The organism is Pseudacidovorax intermedius (genome assembly GCF_003350475.1).
Lineage (GTDB): Bacteria > Pseudomonadota > Gammaproteobacteria > Burkholderiales > Burkholderiaceae_C > Xenophilus > Xenophilus intermedius.
This window is the reverse complement of sequence record NZ_QQAV01000001.1, coordinates 692,448-711,243: the sequence shown is the minus strand read 5'-3', so window position 1 is coordinate 711,243 and position 18,796 is coordinate 692,448. Positions and strand designations below refer to the sequence as shown.

Below are 18,796 nucleotides of genomic sequence, written 5' to 3'. Positions count from 1 at the left end.
GACTCTCCTGGAAAAGGGGCGCTCAGCCTAGCGTGAGGTGCAGCGCGAGCGTGTCGGACAGCGCGAGGACCAGCGGCTGGCCGCTCGGGTCGGGCCCGCGGGCCAGGGCTTCGAAGAAGGGCAGCGCATCGGCCATGGCGTTGGCCGGCAGCGCACGGGCCGCCTCGGACTGCAGGTCCGTGGGGATGGCTGCGCCACTGTGCAGTGCGATGGACAGCGTGGCAACGGTGCGCTCGCTGGCCTCGGGGGCCAGCACCACGGCGCCGGCCAGCAGGCCGTGCGTGTCGTGCACCTGCGCCAGGGGGCCGGCGGACTCGGCGTCGAAGCCCACCAGCAGCACGGCCTGATGGTCGGCGGCGCACTGGGTGGCGGCTTCGAGCAGGCCGGCGGCAAAGCTGTGCGACGAGGCGCTGATCGCATTGCTGGCCTGCTGGCAGCCGGTGCCGATGGTCCAGTAGCCCACGGCGGCGTTGTGCACCGAGTTGTGGAACTTGATGGGCGACAGCTGCGTGGGCGCCTGCGCGAGCGTGGCGCACATGTAGTCGCTGATGGCCAGGTCGCCCTGGGCCGAGGTGAAGACGCAGGGCAGGTCGACGGCCGCGCGGCCGGAGCCGGCCACGGCGGCGCTGGCCACTTCCAGCGCCAGCGCCACCGTGTCGGGTGCGCGGCGGCGCTCGGCCGGCGCCAGGATCTGCGGCGCCGGGCGGCGGGCCGGAGCTTCGGCCAGGCCCGCTTCGCCACGGAAGGCGGCGCGGGCCGCCTCCCAGCCAGGCAGCAGCGGATGCCAGAAGGCCGGGCCTTCGACGTAGAGCGTGGGCAGCCGGCTCATTGCACGGCCCTTCCGAAGATCAGCGCACAGTTGTTGCCGCCGAAGCCGAAGGAGTTGGACAGCACGTGCCGCACCTCCCCCTGGGCCGGCTCGCGGCGCAGCTGCGGGCCACAGATGGCGTCGAACGTCCGCGCGTTGATGTTGCCCGGCATCAGCCCCGTCTCCAGTGCCAGCAGGCTGACGGCGGCTTCGACGATGCCGGCCGCCCCCAGCGTGTGCCCGGTGAAGCCCTTGGTGCTGCTGGCATGGGTGCGGGCCGGGAAGCGCCGCGCCACCAGGGCGGCCTCGACCTCGTCGTTCTTGCTGCTGGCCGTGCCGTGCAGGTTGATGTAGTCGATGTCGTCGGTGGCCAGACCGGCGCGCGCCAGCGCGTCGTTCAGCGCCCGTTCGGCCCCGGCGCCTTCGGGGTGGGGCGTGGACATGTGGTGTGCGTCGCTGGCTTCGCCGTGGCCCAGCAGGCGCGGCCCGGTGCCGCTGCGCTCGAGCAGCGCAAAGCCGGCCGCCTCGCCCAGGCTGATGCCGCGGCGCTCGGCGTCGAAGGGCCGGCAGGGCTCGGGCGACACCAGCTCCAGCGAGTTGAAGCCGAACAGCACGCTGCCGCACAGCGAATCGGCGCCGCCCACCACGGCCGCGTCGGCCAGGCCCAGGCGGATCAGCCGCTCGGCCGAGGCGAAGACCTTGGCGCTGGAGGAGCAGGCGGTGGAGATCGTCTCGCACGGCCCCGTCAGCCCCAGGGCGCGCTGCACGAACAGGCCGGGTGCATGCGGCGTGTGGACCTGCGCGTTGCGCATGGCTTCGGGAAAGCGGCCGTCGGCGTCCAGCCGGGTGTAGGCCTGCTCGGTCTCGCCGATGCTGGAGGTGGAGGTGCCGATGATCACGGCCACGCGGTCGGCGCCGTGGCGCTCGCGCGCGGCCAGCGCGGCGGCCAGGAAACCGTCGGCGCTCAGGCCCATCCAGGCCAGGCGGTTGTTGCGGCAGTCCCAGGGCGCGAGTTCGGGCGGCAGGGCGACGTCCTCGACGCCGGGCACGCGGCCGATCCAGGTGGGCAGGCGCTGTTCGGCCGGCTCGCCGAAGTCGTTGGGACGCAGGCCGCTGCGCGAGGCGGCCAGGGCGCTGCGCAGCGCCTCCAGGCCGGTGCCCAGGGCGGTGGTGGCCGTGTAGGCCGTGATGACGAGGGGCGGGATCTTCTGCGGCACGGTGCGGCGGGCAGGTTTCAGGAACGAGGAGGGAGCGTAACAGCCGCGGGGGCCACCGTCCTGCAGGCCGCCACCTACGTCCGCACGCGTGCGGCCCGCATCGCCAGCGCCACCAGCACCAGCACCGGCAGGCCCAGCAGGGCCGTCCCGGTGAAGAAGGTGGCGTAGCCGTAGGCCTCGACGAAGGCGCCCGAGAAGCCGGCCACGAACTTGGGCAGCAACAGCATCAGCGAGCTGAACAGCGCGTACTGCGTGGCCGAGTAGCTCACGTTGGTCAGGCTGGAGAGGTAGGCGATGAAGGCAGCGGAGGCGATGCCGCCGGCCAAGTTGTCGGCCGACACCACGGCCACCAGCGCCGTCACGTCGTGGCCACGGGTGGTCATCCAGGCGAACAGCAGGTTGCTGGCGGCGCTGAGCACGGCGCCCAGCATCAGCACCCGCATCACACCCAGGCGCATGGCCAGCACGCCGCCGACGAAGGCGCCCACCAGCGTCATGATCACGCCGTAGACCTTGCTGACCGTGGCCACCTCGTCCTTGGTGAAGCCCATGTCCACATAGAAGGGGTTGGCCATGATGCCCATCACCACGTCGCTGATGCGGTAGATGGCGATCAGCGACAGGATCAGCACCGCCTGCCAGCGGTAGCGGCGCAGGAAGTCGGCAAAGGGCTCCACCAGCGTGTTGCGCAGCCATTCGCCGGCCGAGCGGGCGGGCGGCAGCGGCACCCGCGCCGGCTCGGCCGAGAGCAGCACCGTCAGCACGCCCACCACCATCGAGCCGGCCATCACCAGGTAGGCCGTGCGCCAGCCGCCGTTCTGGTAGGCGCCGGTGGCGCTGCCCTCGGCCCAGGCCGCCACCCACAGCACGCCGGCACCGGCCCAAATCATCGCCAGGCGGTAGCCCGTCTGGTAGGCCGCGGCCAGGGCGGCCTGCTTGCGCGCCTCGGCCGACTCGATGCGGAAGGCGTCCAGCGCGATGTCCTGCGTTGCCGAGCCGAAGGCCACCAGCACGGCGCACAGCACCAGCGGCTCCAGTCCGGCGCGCGGATCGTTCAGGGCCATGCCCACCAGGCCGGCGATGACCATGGCCTGCGACAGCAGCAGCCAGCCGCGGCGCCGGCCCAGCAGCGTGGTCAGCGGCGGCAGCGGCAGCCGGTCGACCAGCGGCGCCCACACCCACTTGAAGCCGTAGGCCAGGCCCACCCAGCTCAGATAGCCGATGGTGGCCCGGTCGATGCCGGCCTCACGCAGGCGAAAGCTCAGCGTGCCCAGCACCAGCAGCAGCGGCAGGCCGGCCGCGAAGCCGAGGGCGAACATGCGCAGCGAGGCCGGCTCCAGGTAGACGCGCAGGGTCTCGCGCCAGGGCTGCTTGGGCAATTCGGGAGTGGCGGCTGGGGGATTGGACATGGAAGAGAAGGGTTGCAACCTTATTATTCCGCCCACCATGTGCCTGCTCTGCGACCTGCGTACCGCCTACGCTGCCCCTGCTGCCGAAGAGGGGCCTGCGCAGCCTCGCTGGCAGCCCCGCCGCGCCTTCCTGCTGGCTGGTGCCGCGGTGGCGGCCGGTACCGTGCTGCCAGCCCTGGCCCAGGTCGACGTGGGTCCACTTTCGGCCGCCCGCAACCTGGTGCCGGCCGATCAGATCGAGGGCGCGGCCGTCCAGCAGTACGGCGACCTGATCGCCAAGGCCCGCAGCCAGCGCGCGCTGGCCGGCCCTGAGCATCCGCAGTTGGTGCGTCTGCGCGGCATTGCACAGCGCCTCATCCCCTACACGCGCCAATGGAACGACCGGGCCGCCGGCTGGAAGTGGGAGGTCAACCTGATCGGCAGCAAGCAGGTCAACGCCTTCTGCATGCCGGGCGGCAAGATCGCCTTCTTCACCGGCATCCTCGACCAGCTCAAGCTCAGCGACGACGAGACGGCGATGGTGATGGGCCACGAGATGGCTCATGCCCTGCGCGAGCATGCGCGCGAGCGCATGGCCAAGACGGCCGGCACCGGCATGGCGCTGCAGCTGGGCGCCCAGTTGCTGGGGCTGGGCCAGCTGGGCGACATGGGCGCACGCGCCGGCACGCAGTTGATCTCTCTCAAGTTCAGCCGCGACGACGAGACCGAGGCGGACCTGGTGGGCCTGGAACTCGCCGCCCGCGGCGGCTTCCAACCCCAGGCCGCCGTCAGCCTCTGGACCAAGATGGCCCAGGTTTCCAAGAGCCAGGGCGGCCTGAGCTTCCTGTCCACCCACCCGACCGGGCCCGATCGCATCCGCGTGCTGGAGCAGAACGTGCCGAAGGTGGAGGGCCTTTACCGCGCCGCGCGCCGCAGCTGATGCGGAGCGCGGTCCGGCCCTTGCTTGAACTGCCTCCATGTCCCTTCTCAGCGAACTGCGTGACCAGACCCTCGGCGAGGAGATCGCCAACGCCCTGAGCCACGGCCTGGGCGCCCTGCTTGCCATGGCCTCGCTGCCGATCCTGGTGCAGCATGCCGCGGCACGCGGCCGCACCGCCGAGGTGGTGGGGGCCAGCCTGTTCGCCGGCACGGCCATCGTGCTGTACCTGGTCTCCACGCTGTACCACGCGCTGCCGGCGGGCCGGGCCAAGCTGTGGTTCAACCGGCTGGACCATGCCTCCATCTACCTCTTCATCGCCGGCAGCTACATGCCCTTCGTGCTGGGCGTGCTGCGCGGCACCTGGGGCTGGACGCTGTTCGCCATCGTCTGGGCCGCGGCCGCGGTGGGGGTGGCGGCCAAGCTCTTCGACCGGCTCAAGCACCCGCTGTGGTCCACCGGCCTGTACGTGGCGATGGGCTGGGTGGCCATCGTGGCGGCGGTGCCGCTGGTCGAGCGCATGTCGGGCGCCGGCCTGGCCTGGCTGGTGGCCGGCGGCGTCTCGTACACGGCGGGGGCCGTCGTGTTCCTCTTCGACTCGAAGCTGCGCTACGCCCACTTCGCGTGGCACCTGTTCGTGCTGGGTGGCAGCGTGTGCCACTTCTTTGCCGTGCTCTGGCATTCGGGCGCGCCAGCCTGAGGAGGCTGTTCCGGCCCGCTCCGCCATACGGCCAGGCCTCGCGGTTGCCGGCCTGCGCCGACGCGGCGACACGGTGCCCCCGGGTACGATGCCGCGGCCCCACTTCCCGCCGAAAGGACGCACCCTCCATGCCCGCCATCGCTCGCCGACACCGACTCCTTCTGGCCTTCGCACTGCCTGCCGTCCTGTCGCTCGCGGCCTGCGGCAGCGGCGTCAGCCTGGACGAGCCCATCGAGGGGCCGTCGTGGCGCCTGGTCCAGTTGCAGGGCGAGATGGTGGACGGCGGTGGCGATCCGCAGGGCACGCCCTCGGTGCAGTTCGGCAGCGACGGCCGGGCCGTCGGCAGCGGCGGCTGCAACCGCTTTTCGGGCACCTACAGCCGCACGGCCAGCCAACTGCGCATCGGGCAGCTGGCGGCCACCCGCATGGCCTGCGCCGCACCCGAGCGCGGGCAGCGCGAGATGCAGTTCTTCCAGGCCCTGCAGTCCACGGCGAGCTACCGCCTGCAGGCGCCGGCGCGCCTTGTGCTGCTCGACGGCAGCGGGCGCACGGTGGCGATGCTGCAGCGCTGAGCGCTGCGCCTGTCGCCCTGCCGCCGGCTGCTCAGCCGGTCAGGCGCTCCAGCGCCTCGCGGTACTTCGCCGCGGTGCGTTCGGTCACGTCGTTGGGCAGGCGCGGTGCGGGCGGCGTCTTGTCCCAGGGCTTGCCGTTGATGCGCACCGACTCCAGCCAGTCGCGCACGAACTGCTTGTCGTAGCTCGGCGGGTTGGTGCCGGCGGCCAGTGCGGCCTCGTAGCCTTCCACCGGCCAGTAGCGCGAGCTGTCGGGCGTGAGCACCTCGTCCATCAGCACCAGCTGGCCGGTTTCGTCCAGGCCGAACTCGAACTTGGTGTCGGCAATGATCATGCCGCGTTGCAGCGCGATCTCGGCCGCTGTCTCGTACAGCGCAATGCTGGTCTCGCGGATCTGCTGGGCCAGCTGCGGGCCGATCATCTCGACCACGCGCTCGTAGCTGATGTTCTCGTCGTGCTCGCCCACGGCGGCCTTGGCGGCGGGCGTGAAGATGGCGCGCGGCAGCTTGGCCGAATTGATCAGCCCTTCGGGCAGCGGCACGCCGCAGACCTCCCGGTTCTCCTGGTATTCCTTCCAGCCGCTGCCGGCCAGGTAGCCGCGCACCACGGCCTCGACCGGAATGGGCTTGAGGCGCTTGACCAGCATCGAGCGGCCCGTGACCTGCGCCACCTCTTCCGGGCGCACCACGCTCTCGGGCGCCTCGCCGGTCAGGTGATTGGGGCAGATGCCGCCCAGGCGGTCGAACCACCACAGGGCCATCTTCGTCAGGATCTCGCCCTTGCCCGGGATCGGCTCGCCCATGATGACGTCGAAGGCCGACAGCCGGTCGCTGGCGATCATGAGAATGCGGTCCTCGCCGACGGCGTAGTTGTCGCGCACCTTGCCGCGTGCAAGCAGGGGCAGGCTCTGGATGGAGGAGGTATGGACGGTCGTGGCCATGGAGTTGCCGGGCGGCAGGGTGAAGGAGGAAAGCAGCGCGCGATTATCCGCGGGTGGTGACAGGCCGGTGTCACCGCCTGTATGCGCGTCGCGCGCGAAAAAAAGCCACCGCGCGGGCGGTGGCCGGTCCGGAGGGCGCCGGGCGCCTGTCCGCTGGTTTATTGGACGACCTGCGCCAGCTCGCCCTGGGCGTACTTGGCGGCCATCACCTGCAGGCCCGCGCCCTTGATCTTGCCGGCCTGGCCTTCGCAGCCGAACTCCAGGTAGCGCTGCTTGCAGACGGCCTTGGCGGCCTCGCGGGCCGGCTTCATCCATTCGCGCATGTCGAACTTCTCGGGGTTCTCGGCCATGAACTTGCGCACGGCACCGGTCATCGCCATGCGGATGTCGGTGTCGATGTTGATCTTGCGCACGCCGTACTTGATGGCTTCCTGGATCTCGGCGACGGGCACGCCGTAGGTTTCCTTCATCTGGCCGCCGTACTGGTTGATGATGGCGCGCAGCTCCTGTGGCACCGACGACGAGCCGTGCATCACCAGGTGGGTGTTGGGGATGCGGGCGTGGATTTCCTTCACGCGGCTGATTGCCAGGATGTCGCCCGTGGGCGGACGGCTGAACTTGTAGGCGCCGTGGCTGGTGCCGATGGCGATGGCCAGGGCGTCCAGCTGGGTGGCCTTGACGAACTGGGCGGCCTCTTCGGGGTCGGTCAGCATCTGGCTGTGGTCCAGCTTGCCTTCGGCGCCGATGCCGTCTTCCTCGCCGGCGTCGCCGGTTTCCAGGTTGCCCAGGCAGCCCAGTTCGCCTTCGACGGTCACGCCGACCTTGTGGGCCATCTCGACGACCTTGCGCGTCACTTCCACGTTGTAGGCAAAGTCGGCCGGGGTCTTGCCGTCTTCACGCAGCGAGCCGTCCATCATCACCGAGCCGAAGCCCAGATCGATGGCGCCAGCGCAGATCTTGGGGCTGGTGCCGTGGTCCTGGTGCATCACCAGCGGAATGTGAGGGTAGGCCTCGGTCGCCGCCTGGATCAGATGCTTGATGAAGTGCTCGCCGGCATATTTGCGGGCGCCGGCGCTGGCCTGCAGGATCACCGGGGCGCCAACTTCGTCGGCGGCTGCCATCACGGCCTGCACTTGCTCCAGGTTGTTCACGTTGAAGGCTGGAATGCCGTAACCGTTGGCGGCGGCGTGGTCCAGCAACTCGCGCATCGAGACAAGTGCCATGGTGAAGTCCTCTTAAATTGAACGTGGAAAAGTGCGAAAAAATTCCAACGATTCTACTGAGGGGCCCTGTGGGACGGGTCCGACGGCGCCAGTCCGAGGAAGCGCAGAAGCGGCGGCATCACCGGTCCGCCGATCCACTGCACGCGGGTCGCGACGGCGCCCATCAGCGTGACGTGGCTGAGGTTGTCGAAGGCGTGGACCTCCACCGGCACGCCCGCCGCCTCCAGCTTGTGCGCCATCTGGGCGGTGTTGCGCTGCGGGTCGACCAGGTTGTCCCGGCTGGCCGCCATGAGCAGCGTGCGCGGCGCGGCGGCCGAGACATGGTTGATCGGCTGCGACTCGGGCATCGTCCGCGGCCAGTCGAAGGCGCGTTTCACGTCCGGGTCGCCGATGGGCAGGAAGTCGTAGGGCCCGGCCAGGCCGATCCATCCGGCCAGTTGCCGCGGACTCGGCCCGAGCGCCTGGAGCCAGCGCGGGTCGAGCGCCACCATGGCCGCGTTGTAGGCGCCCGAGCTGTGTCCCATAACATAGACCTGGGCCGGGTCCGCGCCCAGGCGGGCGGCGTTGTCCAGCCCCCATTTCACGGCCCGTGCGCTGTCCTGCACGAAGGCCGGATAGCGCACTTCGTGCGAGAGCCGGTAGTCGGCGACGGCCACGATGGCGCCGCGCGAGGCCAGCGCCTCGCCGACGAAACGGTACTGGGCCCGTTCGCCCGTGGTCCAGGTGCCGCCATAGAAGAACACCACCAGCGGCCGGTGGCCGACTGCGGGCGCCGTGCGCGCCAGCGGCTGGTACACGTCCAGCCGCTGGCGCGGCTCGCTGCCGTAGGCGATGTCGTTCTGGACGGTGTAGGTGTCGGTGGGCGTGAGCCGGTCGACCAGCTTGATGGGGGAGCAGGCGCCCAGGCTGAGCGCGCCGGCCACGACGGCGAGCGCGGCCGCGACGGTGCGCAGCAGGGGAAGGTGGGAAGGCATGCCTTCCCATACGCAGGCGCCGCCGCTTTGGTTTCCGGCGCGCGCCGCTGTCCTACGCGGCCGGCGTGGCGGCGCGGCTGGCCGGCGTTCAGGACGCCGTGCAGATCCGCAGCATGTTGGTGCCGCCCGGCGCGCCCATCGGCTCGCCGCAGGTGATGGCGTACACGTCGCCGCTCTGGACGATGCCGCGCTTCTTGAGGTGTTCCTCCGCCTGGTGCAGGGCGGCATCGCGGTCGTTCTGCGTCTCCGTCAGCAGCGGGCGCACGTTCCGGTAGAGCGCCATGCGCCGCTGCGTCGTCAGCCGTGCGGTCAGGGCATAGACCGGGATGTGCGCCGCATGGCGGCTCATCCACAGCGCCGTGGAACCCGATTCGGTCAGCGCCACGATGGCCTTGGCGCCCAGGTGGTGCGCCGTGAACAGCGCGCCCATGGCGATGGACTGGTCGATGCGGGTGTAGTGCTGGCCGCTGAAGTCCAGGTCGCGCGAGGTGTCCTCGGCCTGTTCGGCCGCCTCGCAGATGCGGCTCATCTCCTTGACCGTCTCCAGCGGGTAGCGGCCGGAGGCCGTCTCGGCCGAGAGCATGACGGCGTCGGTCCCGTCCAGCACGGCGTTGGCTACATCGCTCACCTCGGCGCGGGTGGGCACGGGGTTGGCGATCATCGATTCCATCATCTGCGTGGCGGTGATGACCACACGGTCCATCTCGCGCGCCATGCGGATCATCTTCTTCTGCAGCGCCGGCACGGCCGCGTTGCCCACCTCGACCGCCAGGTCGCCACGCGCGACCATGATGCCGTCGCTGACGCGCAGGATCTCCTCCAGGCGGGGAATGGCTTCGGCGCGCTCGATCTTGGCGATCAGCCCCGGCTTGTGGCCCCACTCGGCGCCGGCCACGTTGCACAGCTGGCGGGCCATCTCCATGTCGGTGGCGTTCTTGGGAAAGCTCACCGCCACGTAGTCGGCCTGGAAGCTCATGGCGGTCTTGATGTCCTCCATGTCCTTGGCCGTGAGCGCCGGGGCCGTGAGGCCGCCGCCTTCCTTGTTGATGCCCTTGTTGTTGGACAGCTCGCCGCCCACCAGCACAGTGGTGTGCACCGCGTCGCCGCGCACGCCGTCGACCAGCAGAACAATGAGGCCGTCGTTGAGCAGCAGGCGATCGCCAGCCTTCACGTCGCGGGGCAGGTCCTTGTAGTCCAGGCCCACGGCGTGGCCGTCGCCGGGTTCCAGCCGGGCGGCATCCAGCACGAAGGGCGCGCCGGGCTCCAGCCAGACCTTGCCCTCGGCGAACTTTCCGACGCGGATCTTGGGGCCCTGCAGGTCGGCCATGATGGCCACCTCACGGCCGGCGCGGCGCGCGGCCTCGCGCACCATGGCGGCCCGGTCGATGTGGTCCTGGGCCTGCCCATGGCTGAAGTTCAGACGCACCACGCTCACCTTGTGGATGATCATCTGCTCGATCAATGCCGGCGTGCTGGACGCCGGGCCGAGCGTGGCGACGATCTTGGTGGCGTGGCGGGGAATGCGGGGGGCCATGTGCGGGAGTCTCCAGGTCGCGCCGTCCGAAAAGCCCGGGCGGCAAAGAATTCTCACCCAAAGCCCCGGAGGTGCCCGGCGCTGCGCCCATGCCGTCAAGGAATAGCGCTTATCGGCATGGCATGCGGGGCCGATTTGACGGACGTCATCCTCGGGAAAGCCGCATCGGTTATCGTCGGCGGTTGTCCAGATTCGAAAACCGCCTATTTTTCAATGGCTTACAGACCCGAACTCTCGCTGCCCGAGCCGCTTGAGCCCAGCGCGCCGCTGCCGCACCGCAAGATCATCCGCAGCTGGCTGACGCCCCTGGCGCAGCGCAGCACCTGGCGCGCCTTCGCGCTGATCACGCTCGACTACATCCTCTTCTTCGGCCTGATGGCCGCCGTGGTGCTGGTCGATTCCGTCTGGCTCAAGCTGCTGGCCGCGCTGGCCGCCGGCTTCGTCATCGGCCGCCTGTTCATCATTGGGCATGACGGCTGCCACCAGAGCCTGACCGAGAACCGTCGCCTCAACAAGTGGCTGGGCCGCATCGCCTTCCTGCCTTCGCTCACCGCCTACAGCCTGTGGGACATGGGCCACAACGTGGTGCACCACGGCTTCACCAACCTCAAGGGCGTGGACTTCGTCTGGGCCCCCATGACGCAGGACGAGTACCGCGCCATGTCGCCGATGCGGCGCGTGGCCGAGCGCATCTACCGCAGCGGCTGGGGCCCGGGTCTCTACTACGCGGTGGAGATCTGGTGGGCCAAGATGATGTTCCCCAGCAAGAAGACCATGGGCAACACCTACCGCCCGGTCTTCACCCGCGACTGCCTGCTGGTCAGCGGCTTCGCGCTGCTGTGGATCGCCGCCTTGGTCGGCGCCGCCTTCGCCACCGGCCAGTCGGCCTGGCTGCTGGTGCTCCTGGGCTTCGTGGTGCCGATGGTGTTTTGGTTCAACATGATGGGCTTCGTCATCTACGGCCACCACACCCACGTCAGGGTGCAGTGGCACAACGAGAAGGCCGCCTGGCAGCGCGCCCAGCCCTTCGTCTCCACCACCGTGCACCTGACCTTCCCGTTCCGGATCGGCGCGCTGATGCACCACATCATGGAGCACACCGCCCACCACGTGGACATGAGCATCCCGCTCTACAAGCTGAAGGAAACGCAGAAGGTGCTCGAGCAGATGCTGCCCGGCCGCATCATCATCCAGCGCTTCTCCTGGAAGTGGTACTTCGACACCGCCCGCGCCTGCAAGCTGTACGACTTCACGCGCCAATGCTGGACCGACTTCAAGGGCCGAGCCACGAGCGAACTGCGCGCGCTGGTGCCGCCCCAGGCGGCCGACGCCGCCGCCCGTCCGGCCTGACACCGCCCGAGCCCTCGCGGCGGCCTGGCGCCGCATGCGACGGGACAACGAAAAACCCGGCCCCGCAGCGATGCGGGCCGGGTTTTTTGTTGGGCGAGTCGGGCGTGGAAGACGCCAGCCCTGCGTCGCGGCCGCGACCGCAACGTCGGCAGCGCCCGGTCGGGCGCTGCGCGGGCTGCGGGCGCTCGGCTCAGCCTGCCGCGCGCTTTTCCAGGATCTCGAAAGCCGGCAGCTTCTTGCCTTCCAGCACTTCCAGGAAGGCGCCGCCGCCGGTGGAGATGTAGCCCACGTCTTTCTCGATGCCGTACTTGGCGATGGCCGCCAGGGTGTCGCCGCCGCCGGCGATGGAGAAGGCGCTGCTGGCCGCGATGGCGCGGGCGATGGCTTCGGTGCCCTTGGCGAAGGCGTCGAACTCGAACACGCCCACCGGGCCGTTCCAGACAATGGTGCCGGCCTCGCGCAGCTGCGCGGCGAGTTGCTCGGCGGTCTGCGGGCCGATGTCGAGGATCAGGTCGTCCTCGGCCACCTCGGTGGCGGGCTTGACGGTGGCGGGGGCATCCGCCGAGAAGCTCTTGGCCGTCACCACGTCCACCGGAATCGGCACCGCGGCGCCGCGGGCGCGCATGGCCTCGATCACGGCCTTGGCCTCGCCGACCAGGTCGGCCTCGGCCAGCGACTTGCCGATGGGCAGGCCGGCGGCCAGCATGAAGGTGTTGGCGATGCCGCCGCCCACGATCAGCTGGTCCACGTTGGCCGACAGGCTCTTGAGGATGGTCAGCTTGGTGCTCACCTTGGAGCCGGCCACGATGGCGACCAGCGGACGCTTGGGCGCGGCCAGGGCCTTGGTGATGGCGTCGATCTCGGCCGCCAGCAGCGGGCCCGCGCAGGCCACGGGCGCGAACTGGGCGATGCCGTAGGTGGTGGCCTCGGCGCGGTGGGCGGTGCCGAAGGCGTCGTTGACGTAGATGTCGGTCAGGGCGGCCATCTTGCGGGCCAGCGCCTCGTCGTTCTTCTTCTCGCCCTTGTTCAGGCGGCAGTTCTCCAGCAGCACCACCTCGCCGGGCGCGACGTTCACGCCGTCGGTCCAGTCGGCCACCAGGCGCACTTCGCGGCCCAGCAGCTCGCCCAGGCGCGTGGCGACGGAGGCCAGCGAATCCTCGGGCTTGAAGGCGCCCTCGGTCGGGCGGCCCAGGTGGGAGGTGACCATCACCGCCGCGCCCGCGTCCAGCGCCATCTGGATGCAGGGCACCGAGGCGCGGATGCGCGTGTCTTCGGTGATGCGGCCGGCGTCGTCCTGGGGGACGTTCAGGTCGGCGCGGATGAAGACCCGGCGGCCCTGGGCCTTGCCTTGTGCACACAGATCGGAGAAGCGGATGACGTTCATGGTTGCGGCTTGGGAGGAAGTTGACGGGGCGCCGTCCGGAGGCCGAACGGGCAACAGGGCATTGTAGGGAGCGGCCCTGCCGCTACCAGCCCAATCCCAGGTGCAGCGGCAGGTACACCGCCATGCCGCCGGCCATCGTGATGAGGGTGCTGCGCCGCCAGAAGTACAGCGCCGCGCCCACGGCGGCGGCGAACAGGCGCGCATCCTGCCAGGAGGGGATCAGGTGCCCGCCGCTCATCACCACCTCGGGCGCCACCACTGCGGCCAGCGCGGCCACCGGTGCGTAGCGCAGAGCGCGGTGCACCCAGGCCGGCAGAGGCAGGCTGCGCTCGCTGATGAAGAAGAAGCAGCGCGTGATCACGGTCACCACGGCCAGGCCCAGGATGATGGCGACGGTCCACGGATCGGTCTGCATCAGCCCGCCTCTCCGGTGCGGCCGCGGGTCAGGCGACCCAACTGCTGCTCGAGCCAGAAGCAGGCCAGAACCGCCAGGCCGATGGACACCACGATGTTCAGCCGCAGGGGCAGGGCGTAGGCCGCGACCGCGGTGGCGCTGGCGATGAGCAGCGCCAGCACCTGCAGCCGGGTGGTGACCATCGACGCCAGGATACCCACCAGCGCCAGCACACCGGCGAAGCCCAGGCCCCAGCGCTGGGGAATCAGCTCAGCCAACGCCACGCCGGCCAGACTGAGCAGGATCCAGCAGCTCCAGTTGACGGTGTAGCCGCCCACGAGGTACGCCTCCTGGTCGTCGCGCTCGTCCTGGGTCGTGGGTGGCTGCGGATAACGGCGGGTGAAGACGGCATAGCTCAGGTCGCCGGTCAGGTAGCCGTGCACCAGGCGGCGCCAGCGCGGCATGTGCATCAGGTAATGGCGCAGGTGCAGGCTGAAGACGACGAAGCGCAGATTGACGCAGAAGGCGGTGGCCAGGATCACCCAGGCGGGTGCGCCGGCCACCAGAAGCGGCACGGCGGCCAGCTGGGCGCTGCCGGCATAGACCAGCAGTGTCATCAGCACGGCTTCAAGGGGCGACAGACCGGCCTTGACCATGGCCACGCCGGTCATCAGCCCCCAGGCGCCGATCCCCAGCGCCACCGGCGTCATCAGCCGGGCGCCGTCGCGGAAAGCCGGCCGCCGGCGGATGGCGGACGACCAGAACATCAGGCCAGCACCGTGCCGGCCGCGAGGGGAGCCCCGCGCAGGAAGTCGGCTGCGGCAAGCCGTTTGCCGCCAGCGCGCTGCAACTGAGTCGCCACCAGCGTGCCGGTGCCGGCCGCGATGACGACACCATCGGCGTCGGCGCGCAGCACGGTGCCAGGCGCCGGAGAGGTGCCGCCTTCTGCGGGCTGCGCATGCGCGGCCCAGATCTTCAGCGGCTGGCCGTCCAGTTCGGCCACGGCCCCCGGGAAGGGGTCGAAGGCACGCACCCGGCGGGCGAGGGCGGCTGCGTCCTGCGTCCAGTCGATGCGGGCCTCGGCCTTCTCGATCTTGTGCGCATAGGTCACACCCTCGGCCGGCTGCGGCGTGCGCGGCAGTGGGCTGACCTCGGCCTGGCGCAGCACCTGCACGATCAGCCGCCCGCCCATCGAAGCCAGGCGGTCGTGCAACTGGCCGGTGCTTTCCTGGGCGCCGATGGCGAGGGATTCGGCCAGCAGCATGTCGCCCGTGTCCAGGCCGGCGTCCATCTGCATGATGGTCACGCCCGTTTCGGCGTCGCCGGCCTCGATGGCGCGGTGGATGGGCGCCGCGCCGCGCCAGCGGGGCAGCAGGCTGGCGTGGATGTTGAGGCAGCCCAGGGCCTGGGTGCCGGTGGGCGCGCCTTCCCCCCGGCCGGCCATGAGGTCCAGCACCCACTGCGGCAGGATCAGGCCGTAGGCGGCGACCACCATCGCATCGGCGCGGGCGGCGACCAGCGCTTCACGGGCTGCGGCCGCGTCCTCGGGGTACTTGCCATCCAGGCGCAGGCTGCGGGGCTGGGCCACCGGCCATCCCCGGCTCAGGGCATGTACCTTGACCGGAGAGGCCTGCAGTTTCATGCCGCGGCCGGCGGGGCGGTCTGGCTGGGTCAGGACCAGGGCGATCTCGATGCCGGCGGCATCCAGGGCTTCGAGCGCCACGCGGGCGAATTCGGGCGTGCCCGCGAAGACGATCCTCATCGGTGGGGAAATGCTTTCAAGGACGGTTGGGCGGCACGAAGCGCAGGTCGTCACCCGTGTGGTAACGGCGAACCACACCCTGGGGGTCGATGTAGATGTAGAGCAGCCGGGGTGTGTTCAGCTGGCGGTAGCGCCACTGCCACACCTCGCCCTGGAACGACCAGACGCGCGAGATCTCTTCCGGCCGGCCGAAGGTGCGCAGCACGTCGGCCACCCGCCATTGGTCGACGAGTATCTGGCCGAAGCGGATCTCCTGGAGTTCCTGGGTCACGGCGACCACGCGGCCGCTGGCATCCAGGTCGACGTTGTTGACTTCGAAGCCGGCGGGCTGGCGCGAGTACTGAAGCCGCTCGCCGGTCGGCAGTGCGTAGGTGGCGGTGGGCGCACCCAGCTGCTGCAGCACCTCGGCGCGAGAGGCGCCCGCCGGCACCCATTGCGGCTCGCTGGCGCAGCCCACCAGCCAGGCGGCGGCGGCCAGTGCGCACCCGAGGGCGAGGCGACGGCCGGTGTTCATGCGCTGCGCCGTCCGCCTTCGCGCTGCACGTCGCGCTGGGCCTTCAGCAGCTTGGTCTTGATGCGGTTGCGCTTGAGGGGTGACAGGTATTCGACGAACACCTTGCCCAGCAGGTGGTCCAGCTCGTGCTGGATGCAGATCGCCAGCAGGCCCTCGGCCTCGATGGTGCGCGGGTTGCCTTCGGCATCGAGCGCCTGCACGCGCACGGCGGTGGAACGCTCCACGCCGTCGTAGATGCCGGGCACCGACAGGCAGCCTTCTTCGTTCATGACCTTCTCGTCGCTGGCCCAGACAATCTCGGGATTGATCAGCACCAGCGGCTCATTGCGCTCTTCCGACACGTCGATCACGACCAGGCGCTCGTGCACGTCGATCTGCGTGGCGGCCAGGCCGATGCCGCTGGCTTCGTACATGGTCTCGAGCATGTCGGCCACCAGGGTGCGGATGCGCGCGTCGACGGCCTGCACGGGCTTGGCCACGGTGTGCAGGCGCGGGTCGGGATAGCTCAGGATGGTTCGCAGGGCCATGTCTCTTACGGAAAGTTGTGGCTATTTTCGCCATTTCGACCCCCGCCCGACGCCGCTGCGGCCGGATGACGTTGCTGCCGGCAGGGCTTGCGCGCAAAATCGTTGCAAATTGTGAGTATTCGCTACTCCCGCCCGCGCCGTGGCAGGATGGCGCGCCGACCATGTACCACCTTCGACTGCCTGCCATCCCCCTTGCTGCCGCGGCCCTGCTCGGTCATTTCGCCGCCCACGCGCAGAACTATCCGGTGACGCCGGCTCAGCGGGCCGTCGCGCAGCAGACGGCCCAGCAGGGCGTGCCCCTGTCCGAACTGGCGCCCAACGCGCCCGACGAATACACCGTCAAGCGTGGCGACACGCTCTGGGCCATCTCGAAGATGTACCTGCTCAAGCCCTGGCGGTGGCCCGAGCTGTGGGGCATGAACCTCGGCGAGATCGCCAATCCGCACCGCATCTATCCCGGCCAGGTGCTCTACCTCGACAAGACCGGTGGCCGCGCCCGCTTGAGTCTGCGCCGCGGGGCGGGTGGCAGCGGCGACACGGTCAAGCTGTCGCCGCGCACGCGCTACGACTCGGCGTCCAACCTCGCGCTGCCCACCCTCGACCCCAGCCGCATCGACGCCTTCCTCACCGAGCCCCTGGTGGTCGAGGAGGACACGCTGGCCGGCGCGCCCCGCATCGTGGCGGGCAATGACGAGCGCGTGCTGCTGTCGCGTGGCGATCGCGCCTATGTCCGCGGCCAGCCCGGCGCGCCGCTGGTCGAGCCGCCCGGGCCGTTGCCGCAGTTCCGCGTCTTCCGCAATGCCACGCCGCTCAAGGATCCGGGCACCGGCGAGATCCTCGGCTACGAGGCCCAGTACGTGGGCCGGGTGCGGCTGGTGCGCGGTGAATCCCAGACGCCGGCCACCGACTCGGCGCCCGGCGTCGCCGTGCCGGCCACGGTCGACGTGATTGCCGCCCGCGAGGAGATGCGCGCCGGCGACCGCCTGCTGCCCGAGCCGCCCGAGCAACTGATCAGCTACGTGCCCCGCGCGCCGGCCCAGCCGGTGGAAGGCGGCCGCATCATCTCGGTCTATGGCAACGGCGTGCAGTACGCCGGCCAGAATCAGGTCGTGGCCATCAACAAGGGACTGCGCGACGGCATTGAGAGCGGCAATGTGCTGGCCATCCTCAAGAACGGCCAGACCATCGTCGACCGCACCGGCGGCGAGAAGGAAACGCTCAAGCTGCCCGACGAGCGCATCGGCCTGCTGATGGTGTTCCGTCCCTTCGAGCGGGTCTCGTACGCGCTGGTGCTCGAGATCACCGACACGCCCCGCGCGGGCGACCGCCTCGCCAATCCCTGAACAACAAGGGCGCGGGGTGGAGAGGGAGGATCTGGCGGGCTGGCTGCGGCTGGCCCTGGCCCCCGGTGTAGGGGCTGGTACCGCAAGAAGGCTGCTCACGGCCTTCGGATGGCCCGACGCGGTGTTCGCGCAACCGGCCGCCGCCCTGGAGGCGCTGTGCAGCCCGGCCCAGGCCCGGGCGCTACTCGACGAGCAGGAAGGCTTCGCGGCCATGCTCGACCGCACCCGCGAATGGCTGGACGCAACGGGCCCCGAGGGCGCCGTGCACCGCATCGTCGCCCTGGGCGATGCCGCCTATCCGCCGGGGCTGCTGGAGATTGCCGATCCGCCGCTGATCCTCTACCTGCTCGGCCCGGCCGGGCTGGTGGATGCGCCGTTGCCCGGCGACGGGCTGGCCATCGTGGGCAGCCGCAATCCCACACCGCAGGGCGCCGTCGATGCACGCCTTTTCGCCCGCGCGCTGGCCGAGGCCGGCCTGCCCATCGTCTCGGGCCTGGCGCTGGGCGTGGACGGGGCGGCGCACGAGGGCGCGCTGGAGGCTGCCATGGCGGCGGATGGCCGGCTAAGCACCATCGCGGTGGTGGGCACGGGGTTGGACCGCGTCTACCCGGCGCGCCACCGGTCGCTGGCCCACCGCATCGCGGCCCGGGGCGTGATCCTGAGCGAACAGCCGCTGGGCACGCCGCCGCTCACGGCCAACTTCCCGCGCCGCAACCGGCTGATCTCCGGGCTGTCGCAGGGCACGCTCGTGGTGGAGGCGGCGCTGGCCTCCGGCTCGCTGATAACGGCGCGCTGCGCGGTCGAGCAGGGCAAGGAGGTGTTCGCCATTCCCGGCTCCATCCACTCGCCGCAGTCGCGGGGCTGCCATGCCTTGATCCGCCAGGGCGCCAAGCTGGTGGAAACCGCCGCAGATGTGCTGGAGGAACTGCGCCGGCCCGCCGTGGCATCCGCCCCCGCCACCGGCTCGCTCTTCGAGAACGAAGGCGAGCGCGGACTTGAAGATGCGTCCGGGCGCGGGCCGGAGGACCGCGACGTGCTGTTGGAGCACCTCGGCCACGCGCCCGCCACCCTGGATGCGCTCTGCGCCCGCACCGGCCTGCCCACGCCGCTGCTGCAGGCCCGGCTTCTGGAGCTGGAACTGGACGGCCGCGTCGGCCGACTCCCCGGCGGTCTGTTCCAGCGCATCGAACTCGGCTGAATAAGTCAGGGGAGGCGCTCAGCGGTCCAGT

Annotated in this window: 19 protein-coding genes; 6 read left to right on the top strand and 13 right to left on the bottom strand. The window is 70.4% G+C overall.

The features are described from left to right. Positions 1-22 precede the first annotated feature (22 nt). The 3 genes from DFR41_RS03110 to DFR41_RS03100 all read right to left on the bottom strand — a co-directional run bounded on the left by DFR41_RS03110 (position 23) and on the right by DFR41_RS03100 (position 3,434). A complete protein-coding gene (locus tag DFR41_RS03110) occupies positions 23-829 on the bottom strand; it encodes a beta-ketoacyl synthase chain length factor (protein WP_114801649.1) in 807 nt (268 codons plus the stop codon). Further along, entirely contained in the window at positions 826-2,025 is a 1,200-nt protein-coding gene (locus DFR41_RS03105) for a beta-ketoacyl-[acyl-carrier-protein] synthase family protein (RefSeq protein WP_211322544.1), read from the bottom strand. The genes DFR41_RS03110 and DFR41_RS03105 overlap by 4 nt, the downstream gene beginning before the upstream one ends. A 74-nt stretch (positions 2,026-2,099) precedes the next feature. Further along, positions 2,100-3,434, bottom strand: coding sequence for an AmpG family muropeptide MFS transporter (locus tag DFR41_RS03100; RefSeq protein WP_170159306.1), 1,335 nt, complete (start codon positions 3,432-3,434; stop codon positions 2,100-2,102). A gap of 37 nt (positions 3,435-3,471) precedes the next feature. On the opposite strand from DFR41_RS03100, the gene DFR41_RS03095 reads away from it, so the two are divergent. The 3 genes from DFR41_RS03095 (at position 3,472) to DFR41_RS03085 (ending at position 5,622) form a co-directional block, all read left to right on the top strand. Next, positions 3,472-4,353 carry a M48 family metallopeptidase gene (locus DFR41_RS03095; protein ID WP_114801647.1) on the top strand — a complete coding sequence of 294 codons (882 nt, stop codon included), beginning with the start codon at positions 3,472-3,474 and terminating at the stop codon, positions 4,351-4,353. 37 nt (positions 4,354-4,390) lie between these two features. After that, positions 4,391-5,050, top strand: coding sequence for a PAQR family membrane homeostasis protein TrhA (gene trhA / locus DFR41_RS03090; RefSeq protein WP_114801646.1), 660 nt, complete (start codon positions 4,391-4,393; stop codon positions 5,048-5,050). A gap of 128 nt (positions 5,051-5,178) precedes the next feature. Continuing rightward, complete coding sequence (locus tag DFR41_RS03085; RefSeq protein ID WP_114801645.1) at positions 5,179-5,622, top strand: META domain-containing protein; 444 nt, start codon at positions 5,179-5,181, stop codon at positions 5,620-5,622. A 31-nt stretch (positions 5,623-5,653) separates the two neighbouring features. On the opposite strand, the gene DFR41_RS03080 is transcribed toward DFR41_RS03085, so the two are convergent. The 4 genes from DFR41_RS03080 to pyk all read right to left on the bottom strand — a co-directional run bounded on the left by DFR41_RS03080 (position 5,654) and on the right by pyk (position 10,293). Further along, positions 5,654-6,562 (bottom strand): phosphoribosylaminoimidazolesuccinocarboxamide synthase, encoded by a 909-nt coding sequence (locus DFR41_RS03080; protein ID WP_017758641.1) that lies wholly within the window; start codon positions 6,560-6,562, stop codon positions 5,654-5,656. Between the two features lie 158 nt (positions 6,563-6,720). After that, a complete protein-coding gene (fba, locus tag DFR41_RS03075) occupies positions 6,721-7,785 on the bottom strand; it encodes a class II fructose-bisphosphate aldolase (RefSeq protein ID WP_043114233.1) in 1,065 nt (354 codons plus the stop codon). A 53-nt stretch (positions 7,786-7,838) separates the two neighbouring features. Next, positions 7,839-8,759, bottom strand: a complete 921-nt coding sequence (locus DFR41_RS03070) for an alpha/beta hydrolase (RefSeq protein WP_114801644.1) — start codon at positions 8,757-8,759, stop codon at positions 7,839-7,841. 88 nt (positions 8,760-8,847) lie between these two features. Beyond that, positions 8,848-10,293, bottom strand: a complete 1,446-nt coding sequence (gene pyk, locus DFR41_RS03065; protein WP_017758638.1) for a pyruvate kinase — start codon at positions 10,291-10,293, stop codon at positions 8,848-8,850. Positions 10,294-10,506: 213 nt separating this feature from the next. Between pyk and DFR41_RS03060 the strand changes: the two genes are divergently transcribed. Then, the gene (locus DFR41_RS03060; protein WP_114801643.1) at positions 10,507-11,643 is read left to right on the top strand and encodes a fatty acid desaturase; all 1,137 of its coding nucleotides are present in this window, start codon (positions 10,507-10,509) and stop codon (positions 11,641-11,643) included. Positions 11,644-11,833: 190 nt separating this feature from the next. On the opposite strand, the gene DFR41_RS03055 is transcribed toward DFR41_RS03060, so the two are convergent. From DFR41_RS03055 to def, 6 genes are all read right to left on the bottom strand, one after another. Continuing rightward, entirely contained in the window at positions 11,834-13,027 is a 1,194-nt protein-coding gene (locus tag DFR41_RS03055; protein ID WP_114801642.1) for a phosphoglycerate kinase, read from the bottom strand. An 82-nt stretch (positions 13,028-13,109) separates the two neighbouring features. Beyond that, entirely contained in the window at positions 13,110-13,445 is a 336-nt protein-coding gene (locus DFR41_RS03050; protein WP_114801641.1) for an AzlD domain-containing protein, read from the bottom strand. Continuing rightward, positions 13,442-14,188: an AzlC family ABC transporter permease gene (locus DFR41_RS03045; protein WP_017758634.1), complete on the bottom strand. Its 747-nt coding sequence runs from the start codon at positions 14,186-14,188 to the stop codon at positions 13,442-13,444. The genes DFR41_RS03050 and DFR41_RS03045 overlap by 4 nt, the downstream gene beginning before the upstream one ends. Continuing rightward, the gene (gene fmt / locus DFR41_RS03040) at positions 14,188-15,183 is read right to left on the bottom strand and encodes a methionyl-tRNA formyltransferase (protein ID WP_017758633.1); all 996 of its coding nucleotides are present in this window, start codon (positions 15,181-15,183) and stop codon (positions 14,188-14,190) included. Before fmt ends, DFR41_RS03045 begins: the two co-directional genes overlap by 1 nt. 16 nt (positions 15,184-15,199) lie before the next feature. Beyond that, positions 15,200-15,697, bottom strand: a complete 498-nt coding sequence (locus tag DFR41_RS03035; RefSeq protein WP_114801640.1) for a hypothetical protein — start codon at positions 15,695-15,697, stop codon at positions 15,200-15,202. Continuing rightward, on the bottom strand, positions 15,694-16,224 hold the full coding sequence (gene def / locus DFR41_RS03030) for a peptide deformylase (protein WP_114801639.1): 531 nt from the start codon (positions 16,222-16,224) through the stop codon (positions 15,694-15,696). The genes DFR41_RS03035 and def overlap by 4 nt, the downstream gene beginning before the upstream one ends. Before the next feature lie 161 nt (positions 16,225-16,385). Here def and DFR41_RS03025 point away from each other — a divergent pair, with 161 nt between their 5' ends. Together DFR41_RS03025 and dprA are read left to right on the top strand one after the other, a co-directional pair. Then, positions 16,386-17,567 carry a LysM peptidoglycan-binding domain-containing protein gene (locus DFR41_RS03025; RefSeq protein WP_114801638.1) on the top strand — a complete coding sequence of 394 codons (1,182 nt, stop codon included), beginning with the start codon at positions 16,386-16,388 and terminating at the stop codon, positions 17,565-17,567. Positions 17,568-17,583: 16 nt separating this feature from the next. Next, positions 17,584-18,765, top strand: a complete 1,182-nt coding sequence (dprA, locus tag DFR41_RS03020; protein WP_114801637.1) for a DNA-processing protein DprA — start codon at positions 17,584-17,586, stop codon at positions 18,763-18,765. Positions 18,766-18,796 lie beyond the last annotated feature (31 nt).

What these genes read in the sequence shown, in the direction of transcription:
- DFR41_RS03110 (WP_114801649.1), bottom strand. Translation starts at nt 829, where the DNA reads ATGAGCCGGCTGCCCACGCTCTACGTCGAAGGCCCGGCCTTCTGGCAT.
- DFR41_RS03100 (WP_170159306.1), bottom strand. Translation starts at nt 3,434, where the DNA reads ATGTCCAATCCCCCAGCCGCCACTCCCGAATTGCCCAAGCAGCCCTGG.
- DFR41_RS03095 (WP_114801647.1), top strand. Translation starts at nt 3,472, where the DNA reads ATGTGCCTGCTCTGCGACCTGCGTACCGCCTACGCTGCCCCTGCTGCC.
- trhA (WP_114801646.1), top strand. Translation starts at nt 4,391, where the DNA reads ATGTCCCTTCTCAGCGAACTGCGTGACCAGACCCTCGGCGAGGAGATC.
- DFR41_RS03085 (WP_114801645.1), top strand. Translation starts at nt 5,179, where the DNA reads ATGCCCGCCATCGCTCGCCGACACCGACTCCTTCTGGCCTTCGCACTG.
- DFR41_RS03080 (WP_017758641.1), bottom strand. Translation starts at nt 6,562, where the DNA reads ATGGCCACGACCGTCCATACCTCCTCCATCCAGAGCCTGCCCCTGCTT.
- fba (WP_043114233.1), bottom strand. Translation starts at nt 7,785, where the DNA reads ATGGCACTTGTCTCGATGCGCGAGTTGCTGGACCACGCCGCCGCCAAC.
- DFR41_RS03070 (WP_114801644.1), bottom strand. Translation starts at nt 8,759, where the DNA reads ATGCCTTCCCACCTTCCCCTGCTGCGCACCGTCGCGGCCGCGCTCGCC.
- pyk (WP_017758638.1), bottom strand. Translation starts at nt 10,293, where the DNA reads ATGGCCCCCCGCATTCCCCGCCACGCCACCAAGATCGTCGCCACGCTC.
- DFR41_RS03060 (WP_114801643.1), top strand. Translation starts at nt 10,507, where the DNA reads ATGGCTTACAGACCCGAACTCTCGCTGCCCGAGCCGCTTGAGCCCAGC.
- DFR41_RS03055 (WP_114801642.1), bottom strand. Translation starts at nt 13,027, where the DNA reads ATGAACGTCATCCGCTTCTCCGATCTGTGTGCACAAGGCAAGGCCCAG.
- DFR41_RS03045 (WP_017758634.1), bottom strand. Translation starts at nt 14,188, where the DNA reads ATGTTCTGGTCGTCCGCCATCCGCCGGCGGCCGGCTTTCCGCGACGGC.
- fmt (WP_017758633.1), bottom strand. Translation starts at nt 15,183, where the DNA reads ATGAGGATCGTCTTCGCGGGCACGCCCGAATTCGCCCGCGTGGCGCTC.
- DFR41_RS03035 (WP_114801640.1), bottom strand. Translation starts at nt 15,697, where the DNA reads ATGAACACCGGCCGTCGCCTCGCCCTCGGGTGCGCACTGGCCGCCGCC.
- def (WP_114801639.1), bottom strand. Translation starts at nt 16,224, where the DNA reads ATGGCCCTGCGAACCATCCTGAGCTATCCCGACCCGCGCCTGCACACC.
- DFR41_RS03025 (WP_114801638.1), top strand. Translation starts at nt 16,386, where the DNA reads ATGTACCACCTTCGACTGCCTGCCATCCCCCTTGCTGCCGCGGCCCTG.